The sequence below is a fragment of the Candidatus Nitrotoga fabula genome (genome assembly GCF_905221025.1).
GTDB classification, from domain to species: domain Bacteria; phylum Pseudomonadota; class Gammaproteobacteria; order Burkholderiales; family Gallionellaceae; genus Nitrotoga; species Nitrotoga fabula.
In genome coordinates this window covers 1-26,609 of sequence record NZ_CAJNBL010000042.1, presented here as the reverse complement: position 1 = coordinate 26,609, position 26,609 = coordinate 1, and the positions used below count along the sequence as shown (strand labels likewise).

Genomic DNA, 26,609 nt, shown 5'->3' with positions numbered 1-26,609 from the left:
TGAATTTTTCCGGACTTACATAAGCCGTTTATCCATGCAGACTGGCCGGTCGCAGGAATGAATGCAGGTGCGAGTTCTGCCTGTATGGGTGATGGCATGAAGGAATGCCTTTTGCTCCTGCATTTTGACGGCATAGGCTGTAAGGATGAAAATTCATGAAAACCAATAGATTACGATGATCGATTTAACATTGGTCCTGGCTGACATAAGGTGGCCCATTGCCATCCTGATTGCATGGTTTTTCGGCGAAATCTGGCATATGTGGACCCGGCTTCCGCGTATTTGCGCCTATGCGCTGGCCGGGTTTGTCCTGGCCCCATCGCAGTCCGGATTTTTGCCCCAGTTTCAGTCTGCCACGATGTTGCTGCTGGCAAATATTGCATTTGGCCTGATTCTGTTCGAGTGCGGGTATCGCATCAATTTGCGCTGGATGCGCGCCAATCCATGGATGATTGCGACCAGCCTTGCAGAAGCAATCTTCACATTTGCAGCGGTATATTATTTAATCAGGTGGTTTGCCCTGCCGGTATCGACGGCACTGTTATTGGCCGCATTGTCGATGGCAACTTCTCCAGCTGCCCTGATCCGCGTGGTGAATGAGCAGAACAGTTCCGGGCAGGTTACCGAGCGGGTGTTGCATCTTTCTGCCCTGAACTGTGTGCTGGCCGTGTTTGTTTACAAAATCGTCGTCGGGCTGGTTGTTTTTCGAACCTCTGGAAGCCTGTGGGAAGCAAGCTACAGCAGCTTGTTCGATCTGGCTGCCTCGGTGATGCTGGGGGTCGCTTTTGGTTTCGCTATTCCCGGATTGCTGCGATATAGTAAGCGTACAAGCCAGGACAGCACGCTTGCATTCACGGTTTCTGTCATTTGTGTGGTTGCGCTGGCGCACAGCCTGAAGCTATCCCCGGTGCTTGCTGCGCTGACTTTTGGGCTATTCGCCCGCCATCGCCGCATCGTAATGAGCTCTTCGCAGCGAGGGTTCGGGGCGCTGGGCGACCTGCTATCGGTGCTGCTGTTCGTGTTCATAGCTGCAACGCTGGAATGGAAGCAGGTGCTGGCAGGGATTGGCCTGGGGCTTGGAATCATAGCGGTACGGCAGATCGCAAAAATTGCCGGAAATCTTCTGTTTGCTCGTATCGGAGGTATTTCCTGGCGCAAGGGATTTCTGACCGGACTGGCATCCACTCCGTTTTCTGCTTTTGTGATCCTGGTGATGGAACAGACAAGGTATCTGGGTATTAGCCTGGTCGACCAGTTTGCCCCGCTGGCCGCAGTGGCACTGACACTGGAAATTTTTGCGCCGGTCCTGATTCAGCGTGCATTGATCTGGGCACATGAAGTTCCAGAATCCAGGGAGTACGAACATGCCCCTTGAACCTTTTAAAACCTCGCAGGCTTTGAGTCTTGGAGTAGAGCTGGAATTGCAGCTGGTCAGCCTGAGTGATTTCGATTTGGCTGCAGCCAGTCCGGATATGCTGGAACTGCTGGCGCGCAAGCCCTTCCCTGGCAGTGTTACCCCAGAAGTTACCGAAAGCATGATTGAAATTGCGACCGGTATTCATACCGGGTATGAAACGCTGCTGGCGCAATTGATAGAAATGCGTGATGCACTGGTGCGTGCCGGAGACCGTCTCAATCTCGGGATCTGCGGCGGGGGCACTCACCCTTTTCAGTTATGGTCGGAACGTCGTATTTTCAAAAGGCCCAGATTCAGGGAGGTATCCATGCTGTATGGATATCTGACCAAGCAGTTCACCATTTTTGGGCAACATGTCCACGTCGGTTGCACTAGCGGGGATGAAGCACTTTTTCTGTTGCACGCATTAAATCGTTATGTTCCGCATTTTATTGCGCTGTCGGCATCTTCTCCTTTTGTACAGGGTAATGATACTCTGTTCGAGTCAGCGCGCCTGAATTCGGTATTTGCCTTTCCTCTTAGCGGCCGGGCTCCATTCTTGTTGCGCTGGGAGGATTTTGAGCATCAGTATTTTTCCAAGATGGAGCATACCGGGGTCGTCAGGAGCATGAAGGATTTTTATTGGGATATCCGGCCCAAGCCAGAGTATGGGACGATCGAGTTGCGCGTTTGCGATACGCCGCTATCAGTTGAACATGCGGCTGCCCTGGCATGTTATTTTCAGTCTATTTGCAAGTATCTGCTGGAGCACAATGAACCCGATCCGGCTGAAGATGACTATCTTGTTTACAACTATAACCGCTTTCAGGCTTGCCGTTTCGGCCTGGATGGGACCGTGGTGCACCCAAAATCCTATGAGCAGATACCGTTGCGCGAAGATATCCTGACCACCCTGAGGCGGGTTCAGCCGCAGGCAGATTTTCTGCGTTGTGATGCGGCGCTTGAATGCATCCGCCAGACTGTAGAGAAAGGAAGCGATGCGGGTTATTTGCGGCGGGAGTACCAGGAACGTGGTAGCGTGGAGGGCATGGTGGATTCGGCACTGCAGTTTTTTCGCGGTGGCAAGCCTTCCTGTCCGGTTTTCTGAGCTCTGCGGTTCATCTGATTCACATGTTCATTCAATTTGGATGGTGCGCTCATTTATTTATTCTATGGGCATAGCTTTTATTGCGCAGGCAACGGATGGACCTACCCCAGGAATTTTTTCAGGGCAGCTCTTTAAAGAAACAGCCCGCCGGAACGCTGCACGGTGCGTGTAGCTGCCTCGCTCATGATTCGAGGGTTTCCGGTGCTTACGAAAGTAAACCATTTTTTTGCCCGGGTGATTCCGGTGTAGACAAGTTCACGGGTGATCACTGGGCCGACGCGGGGCGGCAGAAGAAGAACGGCGTGATCGAATTCTGATCCCTGTGATTTGTGGACAGTCATGGCATAGACGGTCTCGACAGATGACAGCCTGCCCGGAAGTACCCAGTGAGTGCCGTTTGTCCCCTCGCTTTTTGGGAACGCCACGCGTGTGACCCAACGGATTTCGCCATTGTTTTTGTCGCGCTGCGGGTAGCGAAGCGTGATGCCGATATCGCCGTTCATCAGCCCGAGCTGGTAATTATTGCGGGTTACCAGAACTGGGCGACCATGGTACCAGTTGGAGGACAGGTTGATCAGCCCGTTTCGTGCAAGCGATTCCTGGATGCGCTGGTTAAGTCCGAACACTCCATATGGCCCGTTGCGAAGTGCGCACAATATCTGAAACCGGCCGTATGCACGGGTCACCCTCCGTGCCCATTCGTCGTATTCGGAAAGATTGGCGTCCATGGCAGGGTGGCTGGTTGACATTACCTGCAGATAATGAGCGTAACCTTGCTGCTGGGCAGTGCTGCTATCTGGCTGAGCGCATCCAAGGATCAATGAATCCAGGGTTGGGTCGAGCAGCGTTTTCAGGTCATGTTTCTGCAGGTCAGGATAACCTGTATCCCAGACATGTTCGATCTGCTTTGGATCACCGGAGTTGACTGCTTCGGCAAGTCGGCCTATGCCGCTCGCGGAGGAGAACCGATGGCTGTGGCGGAGCATTACGGTACTTTGGTTCAGAGGAGTTCCTTCCGGGTCGGAAAGATGGGTGTCGATTTTTTCTCCGGTGACGTTATGCAGCCACGAAAGCGTTGCTTTCGTATAATGACCCTCGTGCGCGTGACGGCACAGTTCACCCAGCATCGAGCCAGCTTCGACGGATGCCAGTTGGTCCTTGTCGCCCAAAAGAACCAGGCGGGCATGGTCGGGCAGAGCTGACATGACTGCTGCCATCATTTCCAGGTCCATCATCGAAGCTTCATCCACGATCAGTACATCCAACGCAAGCGAATTGCGTGCATTGTGGCGGAACATGCGGCTGTCCGGGCGGCTTCCGAGTAGCCGATGCAGTGTGATGACTTTGGACGGGATGGCATCCCGAAGTTCTTGCTGTCCGAACAGGTTGGATGGCAGCTGGTGGATGGCGCTGCTGATGGATTCCCGGAGGCGTGCGGCCGCCTTGCCGGTTGGTGCGGCGAGGCAGATTCTCAGGGGGTGCGAATTGCCATTCGTTTTGGGCGTCACGCTCTGGAGGAGGGCCAGGAGACGGACGACGGTTGTGGTTTTTCCGGTACCTGGGCCGCCGGTAATCATGCTGAAGGCGTTACGCGCGGCAAGTGCACAGGCAATTTTCTGCCAGTCGGTTTTTTCTGGGCCATCGTTGCATTCCGCAGATTGTGGGAAAAGCAGGGAAAGCAATTGTTTCAATTCTTCGGTGGGCAAGCTTTTTTCAATGGCTTCCGTTTGTGCAAGGCGGCGACCGATTTCTGTCTCCAGGCTACGCTCGTATTGCCAGTAGCGTCGCAGATATAGACGTCCGCCGGAAAAGACCAGTGGGGTATTGCCTGCACTTTCCGAAACGAGGGAAGGGTGGCGTAGTTTCTTGCACCAGTGCTGCCAAGTGATGTCCGACAGAATTTCGGAAGGCGTGGTCAGGGTCTCCCATGGCAGGTTGCTATTGTTCTCCGGCGGTAGGGAAAGCGTCATATACGGGTCGTCTAGCAGCTGTTGCAGATCAATGCAGACATGGCCGCGACCGAGTTGATGGCTGGCCAGTGCAGTGCCTAGCAGCAGGAGTGGATCGGCATCAGGAGCCTCATTCCAGAAAAAGCGTGCGAGGGCCAGATCGATTTCGCGCAGCCAATTTTTCTCGACCCAGGATTCCAGCAGTTGCAGCAGATCCTCTGCTGTCAATGGCAAGCCTGAACGTAAGCAGGTGTTCATAATGATGTTCCTCGGTCCGTGACCCCGCGAAACAGCAGGTCAAGTTCGATCATCAGCTGTGCGGGTGGACGTTCGAAATGGATTCCGGCGGAGGGTGCGGAAATTCCCCGCATGAACAGGTAAATGACACCGCCTACATGGCGGTTGTAGTCATAGTCTGGCAGACGGGATTGCAGCAGGCGGTGCAGCGCGAACAAATAGAGGCTGTACTGCAGGTCATAGCGGTGGTCTCGAACCGCTTCGTCCATTGCTTCCACACTATAGGCATCGTTCCTGGTACCAAGCCAGTTTGATTTGTAGTCTGCTATGAAATATTTTCCTTCATGTTCGAACACGAGATCCATGAAGCCCTTGAGTATTCCGTTGATTTTTTCAGGCAGCAGCGCGGGCCGGTTCCGGTTGCCCAGGGTGTAGGTGGTGACTATGCGGTCCAGGTGATTCAGATCAACATTGCGGGTTTCAAACCAGAATTCCATTTCAGTCCGGTAGTTTTTCAGATCACGGAGGCGAAGGTTGCCGGAGCCATGGTGTCCTTGTCTGGTAGTGCTTTCGGGTAGGAGAGGTGTTTCCAGCAAGGCTTTCATCCATTCTTCCAGGGATTGGACCCAGGATTCCCATTTGTGCATTTTGCAGCGGCGGAGGATTGTTTCTTTGAGTGCAGCGGGATTTTCAAGAATTGCAGCGAATCCATACCCTGCCATCCACTCGAGGATTTCATGCAGAAAGGTACCCGGTCCGGCGCCCTTGAAAAATCGGTGCATGGGTTCAGTTCCAAGGATTTCCGGTGAATCTGGTAAGAGAAGATCGGAGAGTTTTTCCATCAGGTTTTCTGTCTGTGCAGAGTCGTCGCTGATCGCTGGCTGGGGATAGGTTGTCAAGGTTTTCCGGGTAATATGCAGTCCTGAATAACTGCTTATCCACCAGTTTTCCTTTGGGGAACGAACGGGTATGCGGGCGACGATGGTGTGACCTGTAGTCGGGACGGATGCAAAACGGATATTGCTGGCTTGAGGTGAAATTTCCAATGCAATGGAGGGGGTGTCCCTTGCAAGATTTTCGACTGCGGCCAGAAGCTCGGATGAGCCGGAGGGGTCGAGTCCCAGCAAGTGTCCGATGGCGCTGGAATGGAGTTGAACGACCGGGGCAAGCCCCATCCAGACGGCATGCCTGGCGCGTGTGATGGCAACATATACCTTGCGCACATCTTCAGCCAGGCGGTTGCGTTCGGCCTGCTCAAGCAATTTTGTATTCGCTTTGAGGGAAATTTGCAGATTGCCATTTTCATCATGCCATTTGAGGGGTGAGTCATCCTGTTTGATGATGCGGGTTGTGCAGATAAATGGCAGGAATACAACCGGGTATTCGAGGCCTTTTGCTTTGTGTATGGTGATGACCTGAACCAGATTGGCGTCACTTTCAAGCCGGACCTTCCTGTTTTCTGCTTCTCCTGCGGGGAAATCGCATTGATCTTCCAGAAATCGGACCAGGGTATGTTCCCCTTCCAGGGTGTGGCTTGCCTGCTGCAATAGTTCAGCCAGATGCAGCAGGTCCGTAAGGATACGCTCGCCATTGATGCCGCTCGGGCTGGTATAATTGTCCAGCAGCCGTTCATTGCAACCGAAATCAAGGAGGATGCGGCGAAGCATGGGCAGCACTCCCTGAAGCTGCCAGATTTTTCGGTAATTCATGAACTGGATGACCCGGTTTTCCCATGCGTTTTCATCCTGATTCAGTTCTTCAATATCGGCAAAAGACAGGCCTAGAGTTTCAGTGGAAAGCGCTGCGCGCAGCAGGCGGTCGTTGTCCGGTTCGGCACAGGCGCTTAACCAGCGATGGATTTCGGTAGCCTGCGGACTTTGATAGACGGAGTCCCTGTCGGAAAGATATACGCTGTGTATCCCCCGTCTTCCCAGGGACTGACGGATTGCCATGGCTTCCTTCCCGTTATTGACAAGGATTGCAATATCCCCTGGACGGAGCGGAATAAATGACCCGGATGTCCCGGAAAATCCGGCTCGGCCGGACTGGGCGAGGTTGAGCCAGTTTACAATCCGTGTGGCGCAAATTTCCGAAAAGGTATCGAGATAGGCTCCGATGGAAGACAGCTGGTTGTCAGCGGGGGAAGGAATTGCTGCGGTCAGTGCCGGGATGACCTGGTTGTTTATCAGAAACCGGTCATCACGTCCTTTTGCCCGGACTGGATGGAATGGAACAGGATTATGCTCACCATCCCGAAAGAGGAAAGCTCCGTTTCCGGTTTCCTGTGATTCGATGAATTCAAAACAGCGGTTGCTTGCGCTGACCATGTCTTTCGTGGAACGGTAATTGGTGCCCAGGCTGTAAAGGCGCTCCTGTACGCTTTTTCTTGCCTTCAGGTAAGTATGGACGTCTGCACCTCGAAAAGCGTAGATTGCCTGTTTCGGGTCCCCGATCAGAATCAGTGCGCAATCACTGCGGTTTTTCGCGATTTCATAAATCTGGTCGAATATCCGGTACTGAACCGGATCGGTATCCTGGAACTCATCGATCAGCGCGACCGGAAACTGTGTGCGGATCATTCTGGCGAGGCGTTCGCCGTTTTCACTTGCCAGTGCAGCATCCAGATCGGTCAGCAGGTCATCAAAACCCATGAGTGCGCGTTTTTTTTGTGTTGCCGAGAAGCGGGATGAAACCCAGTGTGTCGCATGGGTCAGCAGATTTTCGTATGCATCGGGAAGATTATTCAGGGCTTTCTGCAGTCTGGGTAGGTTCTCGAAAGCTGGGTGTACGGGTGGAGGGCCATCTATCCATATTTCCGCCATGCCTTCCGGGGTAAGGCGTTCCCATCCTTTGCCGATGTCCAGGGCTTTCTGTTCTGGAGAGCCGGCCCAGTCCCGAATCTTGGCCAGCCAGGGTTTGTAGTATTGCTCCCTGAATTTTTTGAGATTGATCCGTTTTTTGTCTGTGGCATTTTGAAAGAGTATTTCCAGTTCATCTGTCCAGTTATTCCAGGGTTCCTTTAAGGTTCCAAGGGTGATGGTCATGGATGTTCGCGTTTGTTGCAAAATCTGTTCCGGCGCTTCCGCCGAGGGAAGAAGGTTGACATGTTTCAGCAGGGGGAGGACTTTCTTTTCCAGTGCAGGCGGATCGGGCCAATAGGCGGTTACCTGGGCGATATCCTGGGTACTCAGTGGATAATAATGGTTGCGCCAGTAATCGCGTACCGTTTCTGCGAGAAGCTCGGCCTGATCCGTTTCCATGGATCGGGTAAACAGGCTCTGGCTGTCAAAGGCATGTTCGCGCAGCATGCGGTTGCACCAGCCATGAATGGTGGATACTGCGGATTCATCCATCCATTCGGAAGCGAGCTGCAGCTTGTATGCACAGCCTGCCCAGGAATCCGGTGAAAAGTCGGCGCGAAGGTCATGCAGAAAATCCTGACCCTTCGGGAGATTGGGGGTGTTGTCCGGATTTTTGCGGAAATATTCCGCCGCTTCGGCAAGCCGTGTGCGTATTCGGCTACGCAAATCCCGGGTTGCAGCGTCCGTGAACGTTACCACCAGAATTTCCGGCGGCGTGAGCGGTCGGGCATTTGCAAAGGTTTTTTCTACACCGCTGGCATTGCCGTGACCAAGAACGAGACGGACATACAGGGCCGTGATGGTAAATGTTTTTCCGGTGCCTGCGCTGGCTTCGATCAGATGGCTGCCTGTGAGAGGGAAAGTGAGTGGTTCCAGCGGGGTGATCAATTGAGTCATGGTGGATTTTCGCAAACGTGGATTAATCCACTCATAAGGGAATGAGACCAGCAGGTAAATTCTCCACCTGACCATAGGGTATCAAAAGTAGGATAAGCGCGCTGCAGATAAGGGTTACCCGCGGATTCCCCGGAATTGGTGCTGTTGTGTCCCTCATAAATTCTTCTGACGGTATGGATAAGTGCAGGATTTATGGATCCCGGAATGGGGCTGGAAAACTCTTCACCTTGGTTTTGTAGCCAGGCCAGAGATGTAAGTGGGGCGAACGGAAGCGGGTAGCACAGCCCGGTTGCATAAGCTTCAAGGAGTTGGGTAAAGCTTTTTCTTGCTGCGTCCGGCTTAAGGGGACGGAGCGTTATCCTGCCATTTTTGCCAATCAGCACTGTCGTCAGCGGGCGATCATCCAGATGTCCTGCCAGATGGGCAACCCATGCAGGGATGAGTTTGTCATAACGATATTTCTGATTCATGATCAGATTGCTGCTACTGAGTTGAATGCGGCAGCGGTTTTCAGATGAATTCATTCGGATATGGGTGACCCAGTCACTGAATTCTATGGTCTGGCCGGAAAAAATGTGTTTGAATTCTACGGGCTTGTTCTGTAGCGGGTTTGGCCATCTGTCAAGTTCTTTCTGATACTGGGCAAACATTTCCTCCAGGGGGGCGAGGAACCGGGTTTCCAGCAGTTCGCTAATATTTCCGGGGGGAAGGCAGCCCCTGCGCTTGATCCGACGCAGTTGTGCTTCGATCGCTTTGTCCTGGGGCAGCCCCTGGAACAGGGCATCCTCGCGTGTCCGGATCAGTTCATCCTGAATGCTCCACTCGGCAAGGGCGTCGATTGCAAACGGCTCTTGGTCTTCGCTTGTCAACTTATTCATTTCGTAATAAATGCCCAACCGGTCACGGAAGAAGGTTTTCACCGGATCCTTAAGGAAATGGATCAGTCGGGCAAGAGACACGGGCTCATCGAAAACAGGGAACGGCAGGGGGGGGTGTTCCATGGGGGAGACGGGCTTTTTCTTTTGCCAATCTGGTTCCCATTCCCTGGCGTAGGTGAACAAGGGAGAGTCTCTTTCCTGAATGCCAAAATACTCACTGCTGAATGGTTGCAGCTTGTGCTTGACCGTAAGGCAGTCGATCAGTCTTTTTACGGGGATGGCTTGCTCGTCGACTGTCCAGCAGGCTGCGATGTGGTCACGTAACTGGCTGACAAGTACGGAAGGGGGGCGTTCCGTATTATCATGGATACTATGACCGACCCAACTGATATGCAGACGGTTTCTTGCAGACAGTATGGCTTCCAGGAACAAATAGCGGTCATCCTCGCGCCGGGAGCGGTCACCCGGCCGGTAGTCCTTTGCCATCAGGTCAAAATCCATCGGAACCAGATTCCTCGGGTAGTCGACATCATTCATGCCAAGCAGGCAGACCATCCGGAAGGGTATGGCACGCATGGGCATCAGGGTTGCAAAGGTAAGCTTTCCATCGAAGAAGCGCTGGGATAGTTTTTCCTGGTCAATTTGCGCCAGCCAATGCTCACGAACAATGGACAAAGGCAGCAATTCATTGAAGCATGCGCTCTGGCATGCCTTTACCCAATTATCCAAGGTCGTTTGTAGCTGGAGTAGCAGATAGGCTTCTTCAGTGCTGGAGCAGTCAAAAAAATCGAGCAGCAGGTTTTGCATGCGATCTACCCATACGGGAGCAGTTGCTGGTTCAGAAAAAATCTGAATCAGGGATTCAATGCGGGAAATGAGGCTGACAAGAGAGCCGAGTAATTTTCCATCCAGTCCGGCAATGTCTGTGTATGGTTCGATGTGGTTCCAATCGTTTCGGGTTCGCCCTGTGGGGTCGCCGCCTGCGGCGTAGCCGAGCAGCATGCGTTTAATGCCAAATTTCCATGTATTCTGGTCATAAGCAAACTCAACGCCCAGATTCTGGCGCTGCTGTCCGTCTAACCCCCATCGGATGTTTGCATCACGTATCCATTGATGAAGTTGGGGAAGATCGGTTTCATTGATGCCAAAACGCGTGCGGACGGCAGATACTCCCAGGAAATCCATAATGTCGCTGACCCCGAGTCTGGATTCATTCAGGCCGAGCAAAAACTCCACCGCGTTCAGTAGCGGATTGTGGTGGCGTCTGCCCAGGTCAACGATCGAGAATGGAAGGTGGCGGGTGTCGGATTCCTCGATTTGCCCGAATACAGCCTGAATATGGGGTCCGAAGACATTGATGTCCGGTACCATTACGATAATATCTCTTGGCTTTAGCGAAGGGTCAGCATCGAAGGCGGCAAGCAATTGATCCTGAAGTATCTCGACTTCGCGTTGGGGGCTATGGGCAATATGAAAGAGGATGGACTGATCTTGTAAAGGGTTTACTGCGGGCCACAGTTTCCTTGTTTCAGCAGGGGAACGAAGCTGCAGGATATCGTTTTGCAGCTGATTCAAAAGAGTGGTGTTGCTATGTGGCTCGAACAGGTCGATGCGCTGGCCGGCTTCTTCAAACAGCCGACGGTAGGCACTGGTGTCATCCAGTTTGTCCAGCAGCGAAATGTAATCTTTTCCTTGCCTGCCCCAGGCAGCCAGTAAAGGATGCGCATGCAGATACAGTTCCTCATGCCTCGGTGAGGCGGGCATCCCGGGTTTTTCAGCGTGACGTTTTTTTGCGCTTTGAACCAGTTCCTGTTCGGAAATGATATTGGCCCAGTAGTGCTCACAAGGGTTATGCACAAAAAGCAAGACTTGACTCCAGCGTGAAATGGCGGAAAGCACCTCTAGCGACTGGCTGGGAAGTGAGGAAAGCCCGAAAACGATTATCCGGCGTGGAAGGCTGGCAGGCCGGTCACGCGAAATTCCGTCAGATGCGGCTGCAAGGAAGCGCTGATGAATGGCGGCGCGGCTTGTAATGCCTGACTCACCGATATCATGAATCAGCCTGCGCCATAACAAAGGCTGCCAGGCCTGTTCTTGGGAGATGATGGAAGAGTTCCCACGTTCATTGATGGTGATATTCCCTCCAGAGGCCCAAGCGGCCAGCCAGTCAGCGCGATAAACCTGATACTGGTCAAAGAGGTCGGCGATGCGCTCAGCCAGCTGATAGCGTTTCCTGCAATCCGGATCATCGCTGAGGAAACGGGCGAGCGGACCGAATTCTTTTTCTGGGATCAGTTCTGGCAGTATTCGCATCAGGCGCCAGAGAAGCAGTGGCTTATCATAGGCGGATGAATCAGGGATGCAATCCTTGCCAAGAAGAGCACGATAAGCTTTCCAGACGAAGCGAGAGGGAAGGATAGTCTCCACTGCAGCGGAAATGCCGCATCCTTCGATATTTTGACTGGAGCTGTCGGTGGCGAAGGCTAGTTTCAGCCATTGTGCGATTCCGTTGCTCTGAACAAGAATGGTTTCATTTTCCAGTGGTTCCAGGGGATATGCGCGGATCCAGCTGACAAGAAGCTGGCAAAGGAGTTCGGGTTGATTGCCATGAATGATCATGAACCCCGGCGTGAGTTGATTATTGCTCAGGTGCATTTTATACATCTTAAGTATATGTGAACCGTGTTTCAAGCGAAGGATGAAAACGTGGCAATCCCAATACTGTTGCAGAAGTGCAGTTCTGCATCTGGGCAGAGAGATACCATAAATGCCACCTGGAACGATAGCCGCGCGACCAACAGCTACGAGCCAACTCTCGGTCGATGATGTTGGCGAACTTGCTTTGTGTGTGTCCGGATTTTTTCAAGGCGTATATCTGGTATCGTTCTTTTCGGGTTAGGAATGGTAGTTCATCTTTGTAATTTCGATTGGCTGGTCAAAAAGGCTCAGATGCTACCGCATTCTGCCCACCTGACCTGCGTTGCTCAAAATTGCACTTCAAACTTGAATCTGCCGGGCGTTATTTTAATATTGAAATGTGAAATCGATGTGTTCAACGAGGCCAGAAGAAAATGAACGATCAATGCGGTTGCCTGTATGGCATTCCTATGAGGTCCGGACGAAGCGACATGTAGTGCAAAGCCTGTTAAAATGTTAAATTTAATTGTTAATTACCTCTGGAGAAGTAGCATGGCTGTTGAACGTACTTTATCAATTATCAAGCCCGATGCCGTTGCCAAAAACGTTATTGGTCAGATATACACTCGCTTTGAGAACGCTGGGTTAAAAATTATTGCAGCTCGAATGTTGCAAATGTCCCGTGCGGAAGCAGAAGGTTTTTATGCTGTACATCGCGAACGCCCTTTCTTCAAGGATCTGGTAGATTTCATGATTTCTGGTCCGGTGATGGTACAGGCATTGGAAGGTGAAGACGCAATAGCGAAGAACCGCGAACTAATGGGCGCCACCGATCCGAAAAAGGCAGACAAGGGTACGATCCGTGCAGATTTTGCTGACAGCATCGATGCCAATGCAGTTCACGGTTCAGATTCACCAGAAGCGGCTGCTGCGGAAATCAAGTTTTTTTTCTCGATTTGAACATTTAAAAATGCATCCTGTGCTGCCGGAAAGAAATTTTTACGGTGACAGGATGCACTCCTGATTGAATGATCGGTAGTTTTATAAGTCAAACGTCGGTTGTAGCTAGCCTGAAATAGATTGCTTGTTTATGCTGGACAAAAGCTTTTTCTGTCTGTTCCCGAGTTGACTCCGGCATTATGGGATGCAGGTGGATCCGTCCGGATGACAAACAATTAAATGCTATGTGGCAGTACGTGCCAGCTATCGGTGCTGGTATCATGAAATGATGATTGTACCGGGAGAATTCATATAACAGGGGCGATCTGATGTCCGAAAATTTACTGGATTTTGATGTCGAGCAACTCAACGCATGGTTTGCATCCGTAGGTGAAAAGCCGTTTCGCGCCCGCCAGATGCTACGCTGGATGTACAAGGAGGGTGAGCCGGATTTCACGGCGATGACGGATCTTCCTGTTTCGCTGCGGGAGAAGTTGCTGCAACTTGCCCATGTGGCTGCACCCCAGGTGATGCGCGATGAAATTTCGGCAGATGGCACGCGCAAATGGCTTCTTGATGTGGGTACCGGAAATGCAGTGGAAACCGTCTTTATTCCAGAGGCAGAGCGTGGCACGTTATGTATATCATCCCAGGCTGGTTGCGTGCTGAACTGTTCGTTTTGTTCAACCGGAAAACAGGGGTTTAACCGTAATCTTCGTGTTGCAGAAATTATTGGTCAATTATGGTGGGCAAATCGCCAGATTAGCAAAAATGCGGAGGGTAAGTGGCCTGTCACGAATGTGGTGATGATGGGCATGGGTGAGCCGCTTTTGAATTTTGATAATACGGTAAGCGCCCTACGCCTGATGCTGGACGACCATGTTTATGGCCTTTCCAGACGCAGGGTAACTCTTTCCACTTCCGGGATCGTGCCAGCAATGGACAGACTGCGTGACGAGTGTCCGGTAGCACTGGCGGTGTCACTGCATGCGTCCAATGACAGCCTGCGTGATGTACTTGTTCCGATCAACCAGAAATATCCGTTGCGGGAGCTTCTGGCAGCATGCCAGCGCTATTTGGAACGTGCCCCGCGCGATTTCGTCACCTTTGAATATGTGATGCTGGATGGGGTGAACGACAGCCTGCAGCAGGCGCAAGAGCTGGTTGGGCTGGTGAGGGATGTTCCTTGCAAATTCAATCTGATACCATTTAACCCTTTCCCGCAGACCCATTACCGTCGTTCCGGAACAGATGCGATAGCCAGGTTTCGCGATGTGCTGATGCAGGCAGGTATAATTACGACGATACGCAAAACACGGGGGGATGATATTGCCGCCGCATGCGGACAATTGGCCGGACAGGTTAGGGATAAAACCAAAAGAACACGCCAGCCGATGGAAGCGCAGGCATAATAAAATTATTTCATTTTTTGATTTTATGCATGCGGACACTTTGATCTGGCAAGAGGCTGATCATTTGCGTTGTCTGGGAGGATTGTGAAATTCTGCGTACTTGTTACAGTTTTCGCGTACGAAATCCGTTTCAGGTGCATCCTTCAGGCAGCTGGAAGGTATCGAAGAAAATGGTTAGACGCAGCCGTTGCGTAAAATTCCGGGTTGTACTTGAATTGAAATGAATATAGTGCAGGGAAGCGTGGATAATTTATCGGATCAGATTGAAGTCAATGACGACGGAAGCCCCGTGGACATGCCGGTTAGCGTGGGTTCCACGCTGCGCGAAGCACGTGAGCATCTCGGGTTGAGCATTGAGGATGTGGAGAATCGTCTCAAGTTCGCACCGCATCAGATAGAGGCGCTGGAGGCGGACGATTATGGCAATCTGCCGGAAATGTCCTTTGTGCGGCGATTTGTACGCAGTTATGCCAGGCTGCTGAAACTGGATCCTGAACCATTGCTGGCTTCCTTGCCAGCGATACCGGTTCAACCCTCCCTGTATGCAACCAGTATTGAGGTTGAAATGCCTTTTCAGGATAACAAGGCGGGTCACGGGCTTAAAATTGTCTGGTTGCTGACCATACCTGTCGTTATTGCAGTTGTCTGGGTAGTTTTCGTCTGGCTGAACCATCGTGAGCCGACAGTTCCGCATGAAACCATGGAGCCTGTCGATCTGTCGGTTGCCATGACTCCTGCTTCAGCAGTGAAAGCGGTTCCCCAGCAGGATTTACCGGTTGTGCCGCTTGCGGCCCAAACCGTACCTGTACCGGGATCCGTTGCAGTTGCGCCTGCCGTGGATAATGTTGCTTCTTCTGTCAAAGGAATGGAAGTGGGAGCAGGTAGTGCGGCACAACAATCTTTTTCTGTCCAGTTGCAATTCAAGGAAAAGTCATGGGTAAGGGTAAAGGATCATGATGGTAGGGTATTGCTGTCAAAAATCAATCCTGCTGGTAGCGAACAGAAATTGGAAGGTCGGTCACCATTTTCCGTTGAAATTGGCAATGCTCGTGGTGTGCGCCTGTATTACCGAGGAAAACCTGTGGATCTTGCGCCTTATCACAATGACGGTCGTGCACGCCTGACACTGGAGTAACGATGACTCAGAGTTTGATCACGCGTCGTGTGACGCAGCGGGTCATGGTAGGGAATGTCGCGATTGGCGGCGATGCCCCTGTCGTGGTGCAGTCCATGACGAATACGGATACAGAAGATGCTGCAGGAACGGCTCGCCAGGTTTTCGAACTTGCACGGGCAGGCTCCGAGATTGTTCGAATTACGGTAAATACTGCTGAGGCCGCTGCGCAGGTGCCGCATATCCGAAAGATTCTGGATCAAATGGGGTGCGATGTACCGCTGGTGGGCGATTTTCATTACAACGGACATCGCTTGCTAACCGATTTCCCGGAATGTGCCCAGATACTGGCCGGATACCGTATCAATCCTGGCAATGTCGGCCGAAACCGTAAGGGTGAGGACCAGTTTGCCATGATGATAAACGCTGCCTGTCAGTACCAGAAGCCGGTGCGTATCGGGGTGAACTGGGGAAGTCTCGAATCTGATCTGATTGTGCGCATGATGGATGAGAATGCCAGGCTGCCTGAGCCGAAGGATGCTGCCGAAGTTATGCATGAGGCGTTGATTGTGTCGGCGCTTACTAGCGCCCAGCGTGCCGAGAAGCTTGGTTTGCCTCACGACAGGATTGTTCTGTCATGTAAGGTAAGTGAGGTGCAGAGTTTAATTGCGGTATACCGTGCACTGGCAAAACGCTGCGATTATCCCCTGCACCTGGGGCTGACCGAGGCTGGAATGGGGTCCAAGGGGATAGTTGCTTCCACCGCTGCACTTGCCGTGCTGTTACAGGAGGGGATAGGGGATACCATACGGATTTCTCTTACCCCGGAACCGGGTGGAGACCGTACACAGGAAGTAGTCGTAGCACAGGAAATCCTGCAAACGATGGGGCTGCGTTCCTTCACGCCCATGGTGATCGCCTGTCCGGGATGCGGGCGTACCACCAGTACGGTCTTTCAGGAACTTGCGCAGAGCATACAGTCCTACTTGCGTGCGCAGATGCCGGTATGGCGCGAGAAATATCCAGGTGTCGAAGAAATGACCGTGGCGGTAATGGGTTGTGTGGTGAATGGACCGGGAGAAAGCAAGATGGCCAATATTGGCATTAGTTTGCCGGGAAACAATGAAAATCCTGCAGCACCGGTATATGTGGATGGCGAAAAAGTGGTCACTTTGCGCGGGGATAATATTGCCGGAGAGTTCATGCGGATTGTGAACAATTATGTGACGCGCAAATATGCGTCAGGCGATACCGTAAATCACGGGTCTGAGCCTGTTTCTGTGTAAATAGATATTAAATGTCGATTGATTGTAGAAGGCTGTTCATATCGGATGCGCATGTGGCAGGGAAAATTTATGCGCCGTGTATTGAACCGCGGAAGCTTTGTTCAGTATTTTTTATGAAGCAAATCACAAGGTTATTGGTTCTATGAGTAACCCCCTTTTGTTACAGGCTGTTCGCGGCATGAATGACATCCTGCCAGATGAGGCAGGACTTTGGCTATGGTTTGAGGATACCGTTCGTGACTGGGTGGAAAGTTATGGTTATCGCAATATTCGCATGCCCTTGCTGGAACCTACCGCACTTTTTAAACGCGCGATCGGCGAAGTGACTGATATCGTAGAGAAAGAAATGTACAGTTTTGAGGATAGTCTCAATGGTGACCATCTGACTCTGCGTCCGGAAGGGACCGCTTCCTGCGTGCGCGCCTCGCTGCAACACAGTCTGCTGTACAATGCTCCGCAGCGTTTATATTACAGTGGCGCGATGTTCCGTCATGAACGTCCGCAGAAGGGGCGTTACCGGCAGTTTCATCAGGTTGGTGTGGAGGCTTTAGGTTTTTCTGGCCCCGATATTGACGCAGAGCAGATTCTGATGTGCGCACGTCTCTGGCGTAAGCTGGGATTGCGGGATATCACTCTCCAGCTCAATACGTTGGGCGACATTGAAGCGAGGCAGCGACACCGTGTCAAACTGATCTCTTATTTCGAGCAGCACTGCGGCTTGCTGGATGCCGATGCAACCCGCCGTCTGCACAGTAACCCGTTGCGTATTCTGGACAGCAAGAATCCGGCCATGCAGGAACTGATTCTGGCTGCACCCAAGTTAATGGATGAGCTGGATGACGACGCGCTCAGACACTTTGAAGAGTTGCAGAAAATCCTGCATCGTCATGAAATTGCATATGAGATCAATCCGCGCCTGGTTCGCGGCTTGGATTATTATAACCGCACGGTGTTTGAATGGGTCGCCACGCGTCTTGGCGCTCAGGCTACAGTCTGTGCAGGTGGACGGTTTGACGGACTTATTGAACAGATAGGTGGGAAATCTGCGGCAGCTGCTGGTTTTGCCATGGGCATAGAACGGATACTGGCCTTGTTGCAGGAAGATGGTATGACCTTGCCGCCGGCACCGCTGGATGTATACGTGATTCATCAGGGAGAAATGGCATACGACATGTCGAGTCTCGTGGCGGAAAATCTGAGAGATTTCGGTCTGCGCGTTTTGCTCCATTGCAGCGGTGGCAGCTTCAAATCCCAGATGAAGAAGGCAGATGCCAGCTGTGCCAGATTTGCTGTTATTCTTGGCGATAATGAGGTGAGGTCAGGGCTGGCTACTCTCAAACCACTCCGTGGGGGGGAGCAAATACAGGTGGAATTCGATGCACTTCCTGTAAAAATAAATGAGTTAATTAAACAAGGATAAACAAGATGGCGGTTCTGGATGTGCAGGAGCAGGAGCAGGTAGAAGCGTTCAAGGCGTGGTGGAAGTCCAATGGTAAATGGCTGCTGATCGTGCTGGCGGTGTTCGCAATTGGTTTCGCAGCGACGCAGGGCTGGAAGTATTACAAAACCAATCAGCTTACAGAGGCCAGCATTTTATATGGAGAGCTGGAAAAACAGCTTGTCAGCAATGACCCGAAGCGTATCAATGACGCCGGGCAGGCAGTGATTGATAAATTCGGATCGACTGCATATGCCCCGCGGGCTGCGTTGATAATGGCACAGGTAAACATTGACAATAATGATGCGACGCGTGCGAAATCGCAACTGGAATGGGTAATCCAGCATGCAGAAGAAGGGGGGCTCCAGAATGTTGCGCGTTTAAAGATGGTCAGCATGCTGCTGGATGAAAAAAAATACTCGGAGGCGCTTAAGTTACTGGAAGAAAAGCATCCTGAATCCTTTACCGGGCTGTACGCTGATCTCAAGGGGGATGTGCTGAATGCGCAGGGTCATATTGCTGAAGCACGGGCGGCTTACCAGTTAGCATTGAACAAGATGGATGCTGAGAGCAAGTATCGCAATCTGGTGAAAATGAAGCTGGATGCGCTCGGAGACGCTAAATGATTCACCCCATTGCGGCAGCGCTGCTAATAATGATGCTGGCAGGCTGTTCCACGGTGTCGGGTTGGTTCGGTAGCGAAAAGAAGCCGAGGGAACCGGCCAAGTTGATTGAATTCAAGCAGACTGCCGCTTTTAAATTGCGCTGGCGTACCAAAATCGGCAGTGGTGGCGATTATATTTTCCAGCCTGCAATATTGCATGATGCTGTATATGCGGTAAATGCCAAGGGCGAACTATTCCGTTTGGATCCTGCATCAGGCAAACAGGTGTGGCGCATCAATACTGGCTTTACGGTTTCAGCCGGTGTAGGAGTGGGTGAGGGGCTGATTCTGGTAGGCGGTACGAAAGGTCAATTGGCCGCCTTTTCCGTGGATGGAAAACCGTTATGGAAAACAAAAGCGTCCAGTGAAGTGCTGCACGTGGCAGATGTTGCTGATGGCATCGTAGTGGTGCGGACTGCGGATGGGCGTATTTCAGGAATCGACTCTACCGATGGCAAGCGCCTGTGGCTGTACGAGCATGTTACTCCGGCGCTGATCGTGCGTAATCATGGTGGGGTAGCAATCGAAAGGGGGACTGTTTTTGCAGGTTTTGCCGGAGGTAAACTGGCTGCAATCAGTCTGGGATCAGGCCTGGTAATCTGGGAAACGGTTGTTTCTGAATCGCGTGGTAATACGGAACTGGAACGTATCCGGGATATTACTAGCCTGCCGGTCTTGGATGAAGAGCAGGTATGTGCCATTGCGTACCAGGGACGGGTAGCTTGCTATAGCCTTGCGCAGGGAAGTTTGCTATGGAGCCGTGACATTTCCAGTGACAAGGGAATGACCCTGCTTCAGAACATGCTCTATATCACGAGTGAAACAGGTGCAGTGCTGGCGCTGGATAAAAATAGCGGAAGTTCAGTTTGGAAGAATGATCAGTTATTCATGCGTCCCACCTCGGCGCTATTTGCATTTGGAGATTATCTGGTAATAGCGGATTATCAGGGATATTTGCATGCCCTCAACCGTGAAGATGGTAGTCTGGCAGGGAGATTCAAGACGGATTTCAGTCCGATTTCCGCTATACCGGTTGAGCTGGATGGAGGCCTGCTGGTGCAAACTCGCGAAGGATACCTGTATTCGGTTGCGCTCCATTAGTATTGCCCATACCTGAAAGTCTGAAATGTTACCCACATTAGTTTTAGTTGGCCGTCCGAACGTGGGAAAATCCACCTTGTTCAATCGCCTTACGCGGAGCCGTGATGCGTTGGTGGCGGATTTACCGGGTTTAACCCGTGATCGCCACTATGGCCGTGGACGTATTGGCGAGCGTCCTTTCCTGGTAGTGGATACCGGAGGCCTGGAGCCAGTTGCCAGAGAAGGGATTCTGTATGAAATGGCCCGGCAGACAAGACAGGCAGTGGATGAAGCCGATCTGGTGTTGTTTCTGGTAGATGGACGCCAGGGACTGACTCCACAGGATAAAATAATTGCAGAGCAATTGCGCAAAACCGGACGCCCCATGTTGCTCCTCGTAAACAAGACCGAGGGTATGAGGCGTAGTGCAGTGGTTAGCGAATTTTTTGAATTGGGTTTGGGCGAGCCGTTGCCGATCTCCTCGGCGCATGGGGACAATGTCAGCGAAATGGTGTCGCTTGCACTGGATGAATTACCGGTCCATTCTGAAAGTGAAGAAATTCATGTCGATCACCCAAAAATTGCAATTGTAGGCCGGCCAAATGTTGGAAAATCGACCTTGGTGAATTCGATTCTGGGCGAGGAACGGGTGATTGCCTTTGACCAGCCCGGCACGACACGGGACAGCATTTATATCGATTTTGAACGCGATGGCAGGCAATATACCATCATTGATACTGCCGGCATGCGTCGTCGGGGCAAAGTCGATGAGGCAGTTGAAAAATTTTCTGTAATAAAAACACTGCAGGCGGTAGAAGACGCAAACGTGGTAGTTCTCGTGGTTGATGCGCAGCAGAATATCACTGAACAGGATGCACATATCGCGGATTTTGTGTTGCAGGCCGGGCGTGCCTTGGTACTGGCGGTGAACAAGTGGGATGGGCTGGATGAATATCAGCGCGAGATGACCAAACGGGGTATTGACCGTAAACTGCATTTCCTCAGCTTTGCCAAATTGCATTTCATCTCAGCTCTTCTGGGTAGCGGCGTGTCTGCCATACTTAAGTCGGTAAATGAAGCATATGCCGCTGCGATGGCCAAATTGCCCACTCCGCAGCTTACGCGGGTGCTGATTGCAGCTGTCGAAAAGCAGCAGCCTCCGCGTGGTCAATTTCGCCCCAAAATGCGCTATGCCCATCAGGGAGGCAGTAACCCGCCTTTAATCGTCATACATGGTAGCGCGCTGGACAATATTCCTGACAGCTATCGGCGTTATCTTGAGCGTACTTTCTGCACGGCATTCAAGCTGCAGGGAACGCCGCTCAGACTCGAATTCAAGGCGGGGAAGAATCCATTTGCCAACAAGGCCCCAAGACCCTTGACCGAGAGTGAGGAACGAAAAGCGCATCGTGCGCGTATTCGTGGACGCAGGCTGTACGGCCGGTGATCCCGGGTTTTTGGCAGCACATCTATTCAAGAAATGCACTTTTTTGCATTTTCTATTTTTTCCTATGGTTAGCAAAACTTTTTAGTTTTCTCCTGTCTTTGTAGTTTAAATCCAAATATTGTTCAACTTTCAATAGACTTGTAGTTAGAGGCAGGGGGTAATGTTTCCGAAGCTGGGTGTTGAACCTTGCTTCAGGATTCTTGTAGTAGAGGGACAATTTTCCTCCCTGATTCCCATTGCAACTTGACTGATTACGCAAAGACATCCCAAAGCGGTCAATTGCTTACTTGGCAATATAAAAACATTAAAGTTATTGCGAGTCATTATTGCTTTGGTTATCATAACAATTGTTGCAAAGATTACTTCTACTATTCGTTGTTAAGGAATGAGATGGTTTTGATGTTGTCCTGTAGCTTTCTGGAATTCAAGCGCAAACCCGCATACAGAATGTATAAGTTTTTCGGGCAATCTGGTTTTACATGTGCAGTAGGTAAAAATATTTTTTATATTTAAAAGTAGGGGGAAAAATGATAAAAATTTTTGATACAAATCGTACATCTGTCTCGGAACGCAAACATGCAGAAAATCGACCGTGGACAAGCTGCCATCAGCCAGCGACTCTTTTCATTGCAATCAGCAGTGCATTATTCTATTTTGGGCTGAGCAGCAGTTCTTTTGCCAATGTGGCAGTAGTCGGCACGGATATTTCCGCCAGCACCGCTGCGCATTCATACAGCATTCCTGCGGGCTCGTTGGCGGCTGCACTGAATCATCTGTCAAGGGAGTCGGGAACACCGATATCTACTGATTCTGCAGAAATCGGAGAAATAACGACGCAGGGACTGGAAGGCAAGTATACCGTTCCGGACGCATTGGATCATTTGCTGGCAGGCAGCGGCATGCAGGCGGTATCCCAAGGTAATCAATATGCGATCCAGCGGCTGGCTATGGCGCCTGGGGAAACAGTGCAGGTGGAAAAGGATGGTATTCTTCCAACGGTTACCGTGCTGGCAAACAGCAGCACAGGTTATACCGTCCCCAAAATCACCACGGCAACCAAAACCAATACCCCATTGATCAATGTCCCGCAATCCGTTTCCGTGGTCACGCAGGAGGCGATCAAGGACCAGAACGTTCTGAGCATGAGTGATGCGGTACGTTATGTTCCCGGGGTTGGAATTTCACAGGGGGAAGGAAACCGGGATGCCCTGGTTTTTCGCGGCAATCGCTCCACCGCGGACTTCTTTGTAGATGGCATACGGGATGATGTGCAGTATTTTCGAGATATTTACAATATAGAAAGGGTGGAAGTTCTGAAAGGACCCAATGGCATGATTTTCGGCCGGGGTGGTTCCGGTGGGGTAATCAACCGTGTTCAGAAAGAGGCGGACTGGAATCGAGTCCGTGAAATCACAGCGCAGGTTGGTTCATGGGATGCAAAACGCGTGGCTCTGGATGTCGGCCAGGGGATAAATGACACTTCCGCGGTCCGGCTGAATGCCATGTATGAGGATTCGGGCAGCTTCCGGAATGGTGTGGATTTAAAGCGCTACGGTATTAATCCGACCGTTACCCTTGCTCCAGGTGCCCAGACCAAAGTGGTATTGAATGCCGAGTACTTCAAGGATGAGCGCACGGCCGACCGGGGGGTTCCGTCCCTTGCGAGCACCCGGCGTCCTATCGATGTGGATGTTCGTACATTTTTTGGTGATCCTGCCCGCAGCAATTCCGACACTGAGCTGAAAGCCGCCAATGCATTGGTCGAGCATAAATTTGATAACCAGGTGTTGCTTCGCAACCGAACCCGTTATGCCAGCCAGGATAAATTTTATGAGAATGTATATCCCGGCGCGGCTGTAAATCCTGCTACCGCTGAAGTGGCGATCAGCGCATACAACAATACAAGTCATCGTGATACTTTCATCAATCAGACCGATGTGCTGTTTTCCCTGAATACAGGAACCGTCAAGCACGACATGCTGGCAGGTCTCGAATTGTCCCATCAGGATTCCGACAGCAGGCGTAATACCGGTTATTTCAACGGTACCGCAGCAACAGTCAATGTCCCCATTTCCAACCCCCTTACCAGCACCCCGCTTACTTACAAGCTGTCTGCAACCGACGGTGACAATAACAGTATTACAAAAAATGCAGGAGTATATATACAAGACCAGATTACCTTGATGCCAAAATGGCAGGCCATTCTTGGGTTGCGTTATGACTTGGTTGACGTTGATTTTGTCAATAAAAACCCGGCTGCCAATCAAACCTTGAATTCCCGGGATAATTTCTGGTCTCCAAGAGCCGGACTGATTTACAAACCCGCTACCAATGTTTCTGTTTATGGAAACTACAGCCTGGCCTATGTTCCAAGAGCGGGGGAACAGCTTACTTCCCTTTCCGTAACGAATGCGGCGCTGGAACCCGAAAAATTCAAGAATCTGGAAATCGGGACCAAATGGGATATCCGTCCCGATCTGGCTTTGACCACTGCCCTGTTCCAGCTGGATCGGACGAATGTGATTGTTCCAGATCCGAATAATACGGCCAGATCCATATTGGCTGATGGCCAACGGAATAAGGGATTCGAATTGGGCCTGGCAGGCAGGATTACTTCTGCCTGGAGCATGATGGGAGGATATACCTATCAAGATGGAGAGATCACCAATACACAGTCAGCCACCATCAAAGCCGGCTCTGTTCTGGCAGAGCTTCCCAAAAACACCTTCTCACTCTGGAATCGCTATGACTTCAATTCGATGTGGGGAGTGGGCCTGGGTGTAGTCAGCCGCAGCAAAATGTATGCTTCTACGGATAATACTATTTACCTGCCGGGTTTTACCCGGGTAGATGCGGCGGTATATGCCAGAATCGATAAGACCTGGCGTGCGCAGCTGAATATTGAGAATTTGTTTGACAAGGTATATTGGGCTTCTGCGCACAACAATAATAATCTTTCTCCGGGTTCCCCCATTGCAGCCAGACTGTCACTGGTCGCCAACTTCTAATATTACCCGCCACCCAGGAATAGAAATCCAGGAATACCCCGCCGGACAGGCGGGGATGGTTTTCCGCCGTATGCGAGCATGATCAGATGAATACCGTACAAGTTAAAGCGTCACGCCATGGCTTACCCGAGAATAGCTTGGGGAATGCCACTTCCGAATCTTTGGAACATCAAGCGCGTTCCCGGCGCGCCGTTTTTTTGAAATGGTTGCGCAAGATGCATGGCTGGATCGGGCTCTGGGGGGCAGCCATCGGTTTGTTGTTCGGTGTGACAGGAGTCTTGCTGAATCATCGCGCTGTACTGAAAATTCCCGCTGCGAAGGCCCAGGAAACCATGCTGCAGGTTGCAGTGCCCAGACACCCTTTGGCGAACGCAAAAGCTATGGCAGGCTGGCTGCAGCAGGAGCTAAAGCTTGACCGCCCTGCCACGCGTCAGCGTGTTGAACCTGCAAAGTCTGTGGAATGGGGTGATCAGGCGATAGAGCAGCCGGAACGCTGGTCTGTGACATTTAGTTCTCCCCAGGTCAGTCTCCAGGCAGAGTATTGGCTCGGGAACCGGTTTGTGCACATCAAGCGCAGCGATCAGAATGTATTTGGCGCCCTGACCAATTTGCACAAGGGAAATGGAGTCGGGATACCATGGATATTGCTTGCCGACACCCTGGCAGGAAGCATAATTCTGCTTTCCTTAACCGGCGTGGTGTTATGGACGCAATTAAATCGCCGTCGAATGATTGGATTTGGAATAGGTTTAACGTCCCTTGTCTTGCTGGTTGGCTTTGCCATTAATGAATTGATATGAATAATAATTATTCGAAATGATGCAGAAGGTTACTGCTGAAAATTTTATTGTAGATGTAAATTTTGCAGACAGGGTTGCTGCGTTAGAGTTGTAGAGGGTCAGGATGGCGCAGGTTTTGGTTGTTCTGAGAAATGGAAAGGTCCAAAATACGCAGTATCGGGTCTGCGTTTCTCTGGCAGGGAATATTGTGCTATAGGCTGTTCGACAATAAGAAGTATGTGGATGAAAAAAATGAATCGTTTATTCAGTATATTTTTCTTTATTACGTGTTCTTGCCTCGCCAATGCGGCTGGTGATGCACTGGCAGATATCCATCCGGAATTATCTGATGCCAGTCAAAATTATTCTCCTGGCATGGGTGAAATCATGGCTGGAATACAGCTCCGTCACGCAAAACTCTGGTATGCAGGTACAGGAGGGAACTGGAAACTAGCCAAATACGAACTGGATGAAATACTGGAAGGATTGGAAGATGTAAAAAAATATCATCCAGATTTTGAGGGAAGGCCGCTTGCTGAAATGATCGGCCCAATTACATCCGAGCCAGCCGAGAAACTTGCAAAGGCGATTCAGGCCAGGCAGAAAGTTTTATTCATGAAATCTTTCGATGGATTGTCTCAAGCATGCAATACCTGTCATACAGCAAATGGGTTTGATTTTATTTATATCCAACGACCAGTTACACAGCCGTTCACCAATCAGCGATACAAAAAACTATAAGAAGTAATATAGCCTTTAAAGAATTAAACTCATTGAATAACAAAAACACTACTATGCAAATGTTAATTTGTTATTAGTCACATTTTATGCTTGCTTATCTGCATGTTCATTGATAGTAATTGATGATCAGTCGCATTAGTTTTAAAATATAAAAAATAATAATTAATCATTTTTTCTTGATTTTTTTTGCGGCAGGTTTGTAAAAACCTGCCATTTTTGTGTTGATACCGATTCCTACTTAAACAATCAGAACGAATATAGACAGGAGGTCCAATGCGCGCCAATTTTCAGTGGGCAGTTGATACTGCCATCAAGCTGGTATTTTCTTCCAATGCAGCTCTTTATGCGGTTCCAGGTCTGGCCAAGCAGGCTGGAGGAAAATATGTCAACATCTCCTGTCGGGACACGAATACTGAATACATTTTATCCAATTCATATCGGCGTGATCGGCGGAACACCAACCCGTATCATTCAATTGATCATTGGCATGATTCCGCTCATTCTGCTGTTCAAGGGTGGCATCATGTGGTGGAACCGGAGGAAGTTGTTACAGACTCAATTGCCACGGAAAAGCAGTGTGATCCATTGATGCACCAAAAATTATTCTGAATTTTTAGTGATTAAATTTTATATATCTTATCTCGAACCTTTATTTTGTAGATTTTATTAACGGAGCTATCTTTATATGTATATGCAGATACACTTACGAAGTGTTGTCTTGCCGGTTTTGGCGCTGAT

Annotated in this window: 17 protein-coding genes; 14 read left to right on the top strand and 3 right to left on the bottom strand. The window is 50.8% G+C overall.

Going from position 1 to position 26,609, the window contains the following annotated elements; all coding sequences use genetic code 11:
- The first annotated feature begins 175 nt into the window (after positions 1 to 175).
- A complete protein-coding gene (locus tag KJA68_RS09780; protein WP_213036754.1) occupies positions 176 to 1,375 on the top strand; it encodes a cation:proton antiporter in 1,200 nt (399 codons plus the stop codon).
- Positions 1,365 to 2,504, top strand: a complete 1,140-nt coding sequence (locus KJA68_RS09775; RefSeq protein ID WP_213036753.1) for a YbdK family carboxylate-amine ligase — start codon at positions 1,365 to 1,367, stop codon at positions 2,502 to 2,504. The genes KJA68_RS09780 and KJA68_RS09775 overlap by 11 nt, the downstream gene beginning before the upstream one ends.
- 131 nt (positions 2,505 to 2,635) lie before the next feature.
- Here the strand turns inward: KJA68_RS09775 and recD are convergent, their stop codons facing one another.
- Genes recD through recC form a run of 3 tightly spaced genes read right to left on the bottom strand, consistent with a single transcriptional unit; the run spans position 2,636 to position 11,981 of the window.
- Complete coding sequence (gene recD / locus KJA68_RS09770; protein WP_213036752.1) at positions 2,636 to 4,711, bottom strand: exodeoxyribonuclease V subunit alpha; 2,076 nt, start codon at positions 4,709 to 4,711, stop codon at positions 2,636 to 2,638.
- Entirely contained in the window at positions 4,708 to 8,448 is a 3,741-nt protein-coding gene (gene recB, locus KJA68_RS09765) for an exodeoxyribonuclease V subunit beta (protein WP_213036751.1), read from the bottom strand. The genes recD and recB overlap by 4 nt, the downstream gene beginning before the upstream one ends.
- The gene (gene recC, locus KJA68_RS09760; protein ID WP_213036750.1) at positions 8,445 to 11,981 is read right to left on the bottom strand and encodes an exodeoxyribonuclease V subunit gamma; all 3,537 of its coding nucleotides are present in this window, start codon (positions 11,979 to 11,981) and stop codon (positions 8,445 to 8,447) included. Before recC ends, recB begins: the two co-directional genes overlap by 4 nt.
- Positions 11,982 to 12,515: 534 nt before the next feature.
- On the opposite strand from recC, the gene ndk reads away from it, so the two are divergent.
- The 12 genes from ndk (at position 12,516) to KJA68_RS09700 (ending at position 26,460) form a co-directional block, all read left to right on the top strand.
- Entirely contained in the window at positions 12,516 to 12,923 is a 408-nt protein-coding gene (ndk, locus tag KJA68_RS09755) for a nucleoside-diphosphate kinase (RefSeq protein WP_213036767.1), read from the top strand.
- 308 nt (positions 12,924 to 13,231) lie between these two features.
- Positions 13,232 to 14,314: a dual-specificity RNA methyltransferase RlmN gene (rlmN, locus tag KJA68_RS09750; RefSeq protein ID WP_213036749.1), complete on the top strand. Its 1,083-nt coding sequence runs from the start codon at positions 13,232 to 13,234 to the stop codon at positions 14,312 to 14,314.
- A 220-nt stretch (positions 14,315 to 14,534) separates the two neighbouring features.
- Positions 14,535 to 15,449, top strand: coding sequence for a helix-turn-helix domain-containing protein (locus KJA68_RS09745; protein WP_213036748.1), 915 nt, complete (start codon positions 14,535 to 14,537; stop codon positions 15,447 to 15,449).
- A gap of 2 nt (positions 15,450 to 15,451) precedes the next feature.
- Positions 15,452 to 16,714 carry a flavodoxin-dependent (E)-4-hydroxy-3-methylbut-2-enyl-diphosphate synthase gene (gene ispG / locus KJA68_RS09740; RefSeq protein WP_213036747.1) on the top strand — a complete coding sequence of 421 codons (1,263 nt, stop codon included), beginning with the start codon at positions 15,452 to 15,454 and terminating at the stop codon, positions 16,712 to 16,714.
- A gap of 142 nt (positions 16,715 to 16,856) precedes the next feature.
- Positions 16,857 to 18,134 (top strand): histidine--tRNA ligase, encoded by a 1,278-nt coding sequence (gene hisS / locus KJA68_RS09735; protein ID WP_213036746.1) that lies wholly within the window; start codon positions 16,857 to 16,859, stop codon positions 18,132 to 18,134.
- A 5-nt stretch (positions 18,135 to 18,139) separates the two neighbouring features.
- Positions 18,140 to 18,778, top strand: a complete 639-nt coding sequence (locus tag KJA68_RS09730; protein WP_213036745.1) for a tetratricopeptide repeat protein — start codon at positions 18,140 to 18,142, stop codon at positions 18,776 to 18,778.
- On the top strand, positions 18,775 to 19,917 hold the full coding sequence (gene bamB / locus KJA68_RS09725; RefSeq protein ID WP_213036744.1) for an outer membrane protein assembly factor BamB: 1,143 nt from the start codon (positions 18,775 to 18,777) through the stop codon (positions 19,915 to 19,917). Before KJA68_RS09730 ends, bamB begins: the two co-directional genes overlap by 4 nt.
- 25 nt (positions 19,918 to 19,942) lie before the next feature.
- Positions 19,943 to 21,343 carry a ribosome biogenesis GTPase Der gene (der, locus tag KJA68_RS09720; RefSeq protein WP_213036743.1) on the top strand — a complete coding sequence of 467 codons (1,401 nt, stop codon included), beginning with the start codon at positions 19,943 to 19,945 and terminating at the stop codon, positions 21,341 to 21,343.
- A 527-nt stretch (positions 21,344 to 21,870) separates the two neighbouring features.
- Entirely contained in the window at positions 21,871 to 24,351 is a 2,481-nt protein-coding gene (locus tag KJA68_RS09715) for a TonB-dependent siderophore receptor (RefSeq protein ID WP_246487142.1), read from the top strand.
- Between the two features lie 86 nt (positions 24,352 to 24,437).
- Positions 24,438 to 25,151: a PepSY-associated TM helix domain-containing protein gene (locus KJA68_RS09710; RefSeq protein WP_213036742.1), complete on the top strand. Its 714-nt coding sequence runs from the start codon at positions 24,438 to 24,440 to the stop codon at positions 25,149 to 25,151.
- A 231-nt stretch (positions 25,152 to 25,382) separates the two neighbouring features.
- On the top strand, positions 25,383 to 25,871 hold the full coding sequence (locus KJA68_RS09705) for a hypothetical protein (protein ID WP_213036741.1): 489 nt from the start codon (positions 25,383 to 25,385) through the stop codon (positions 25,869 to 25,871).
- A 331-nt stretch (positions 25,872 to 26,202) separates the two neighbouring features.
- Entirely contained in the window at positions 26,203 to 26,460 is a 258-nt protein-coding gene (locus KJA68_RS09700) for a PepSY domain-containing protein (protein ID WP_213036740.1), read from the top strand.
- Positions 26,461 to 26,609 lie beyond the last annotated feature (149 nt).

What these genes read in the sequence shown, in the direction of transcription:
- KJA68_RS09700 (WP_213036740.1), top strand. Translation starts at nt 26,203, where the DNA reads ATGCAGCTCTTTATGCGGTTCCAGGTCTGGCCAAGCAGGCTGGAGGAA.
- KJA68_RS09710 (WP_213036742.1), top strand. Translation starts at nt 24,438, where the DNA reads ATGAATACCGTACAAGTTAAAGCGTCACGCCATGGCTTACCCGAGAAT.
- KJA68_RS09745 (WP_213036748.1), top strand. Translation starts at nt 14,535, where the DNA reads ATGAATATAGTGCAGGGAAGCGTGGATAATTTATCGGATCAGATTGAA.
- hisS (WP_213036746.1), top strand. Translation starts at nt 16,857, where the DNA reads ATGAGTAACCCCCTTTTGTTACAGGCTGTTCGCGGCATGAATGACATC.
- KJA68_RS09780 (WP_213036754.1), top strand. Translation starts at nt 176, where the DNA reads ATGATCGATTTAACATTGGTCCTGGCTGACATAAGGTGGCCCATTGCC.
- der (WP_213036743.1), top strand. Translation starts at nt 19,943, where the DNA reads ATGTTACCCACATTAGTTTTAGTTGGCCGTCCGAACGTGGGAAAATCC.
- KJA68_RS09730 (WP_213036745.1), top strand. Translation starts at nt 18,140, where the DNA reads ATGGCGGTTCTGGATGTGCAGGAGCAGGAGCAGGTAGAAGCGTTCAAG.
- rlmN (WP_213036749.1), top strand. Translation starts at nt 13,232, where the DNA reads ATGTCCGAAAATTTACTGGATTTTGATGTCGAGCAACTCAACGCATGG.
- bamB (WP_213036744.1), top strand. Translation starts at nt 18,775, where the DNA reads ATGATTCACCCCATTGCGGCAGCGCTGCTAATAATGATGCTGGCAGGC.
- recC (WP_213036750.1), bottom strand. Translation starts at nt 11,981, where the DNA reads ATGCACCTGAGCAATAATCAACTCACGCCGGGGTTCATGATCATTCAT.
- KJA68_RS09775 (WP_213036753.1), top strand. Translation starts at nt 1,365, where the DNA reads ATGCCCCTTGAACCTTTTAAAACCTCGCAGGCTTTGAGTCTTGGAGTA.
- ndk (WP_213036767.1), top strand. Translation starts at nt 12,516, where the DNA reads ATGGCTGTTGAACGTACTTTATCAATTATCAAGCCCGATGCCGTTGCC.
- KJA68_RS09715 (WP_246487142.1), top strand. Translation starts at nt 21,871, where the DNA reads ATGATAAAAATTTTTGATACAAATCGTACATCTGTCTCGGAACGCAAA.
- recB (WP_213036751.1), bottom strand. Translation starts at nt 8,448, where the DNA reads ATGACTCAATTGATCACCCCGCTGGAACCACTCACTTTCCCTCTCACA.
- ispG (WP_213036747.1), top strand. Translation starts at nt 15,452, where the DNA reads ATGACTCAGAGTTTGATCACGCGTCGTGTGACGCAGCGGGTCATGGTA.
- KJA68_RS09705 (WP_213036741.1), top strand. Translation starts at nt 25,383, where the DNA reads ATGAATCGTTTATTCAGTATATTTTTCTTTATTACGTGTTCTTGCCTC.
- recD (WP_213036752.1), bottom strand. Translation starts at nt 4,711, where the DNA reads ATGAACACCTGCTTACGTTCAGGCTTGCCATTGACAGCAGAGGATCTG.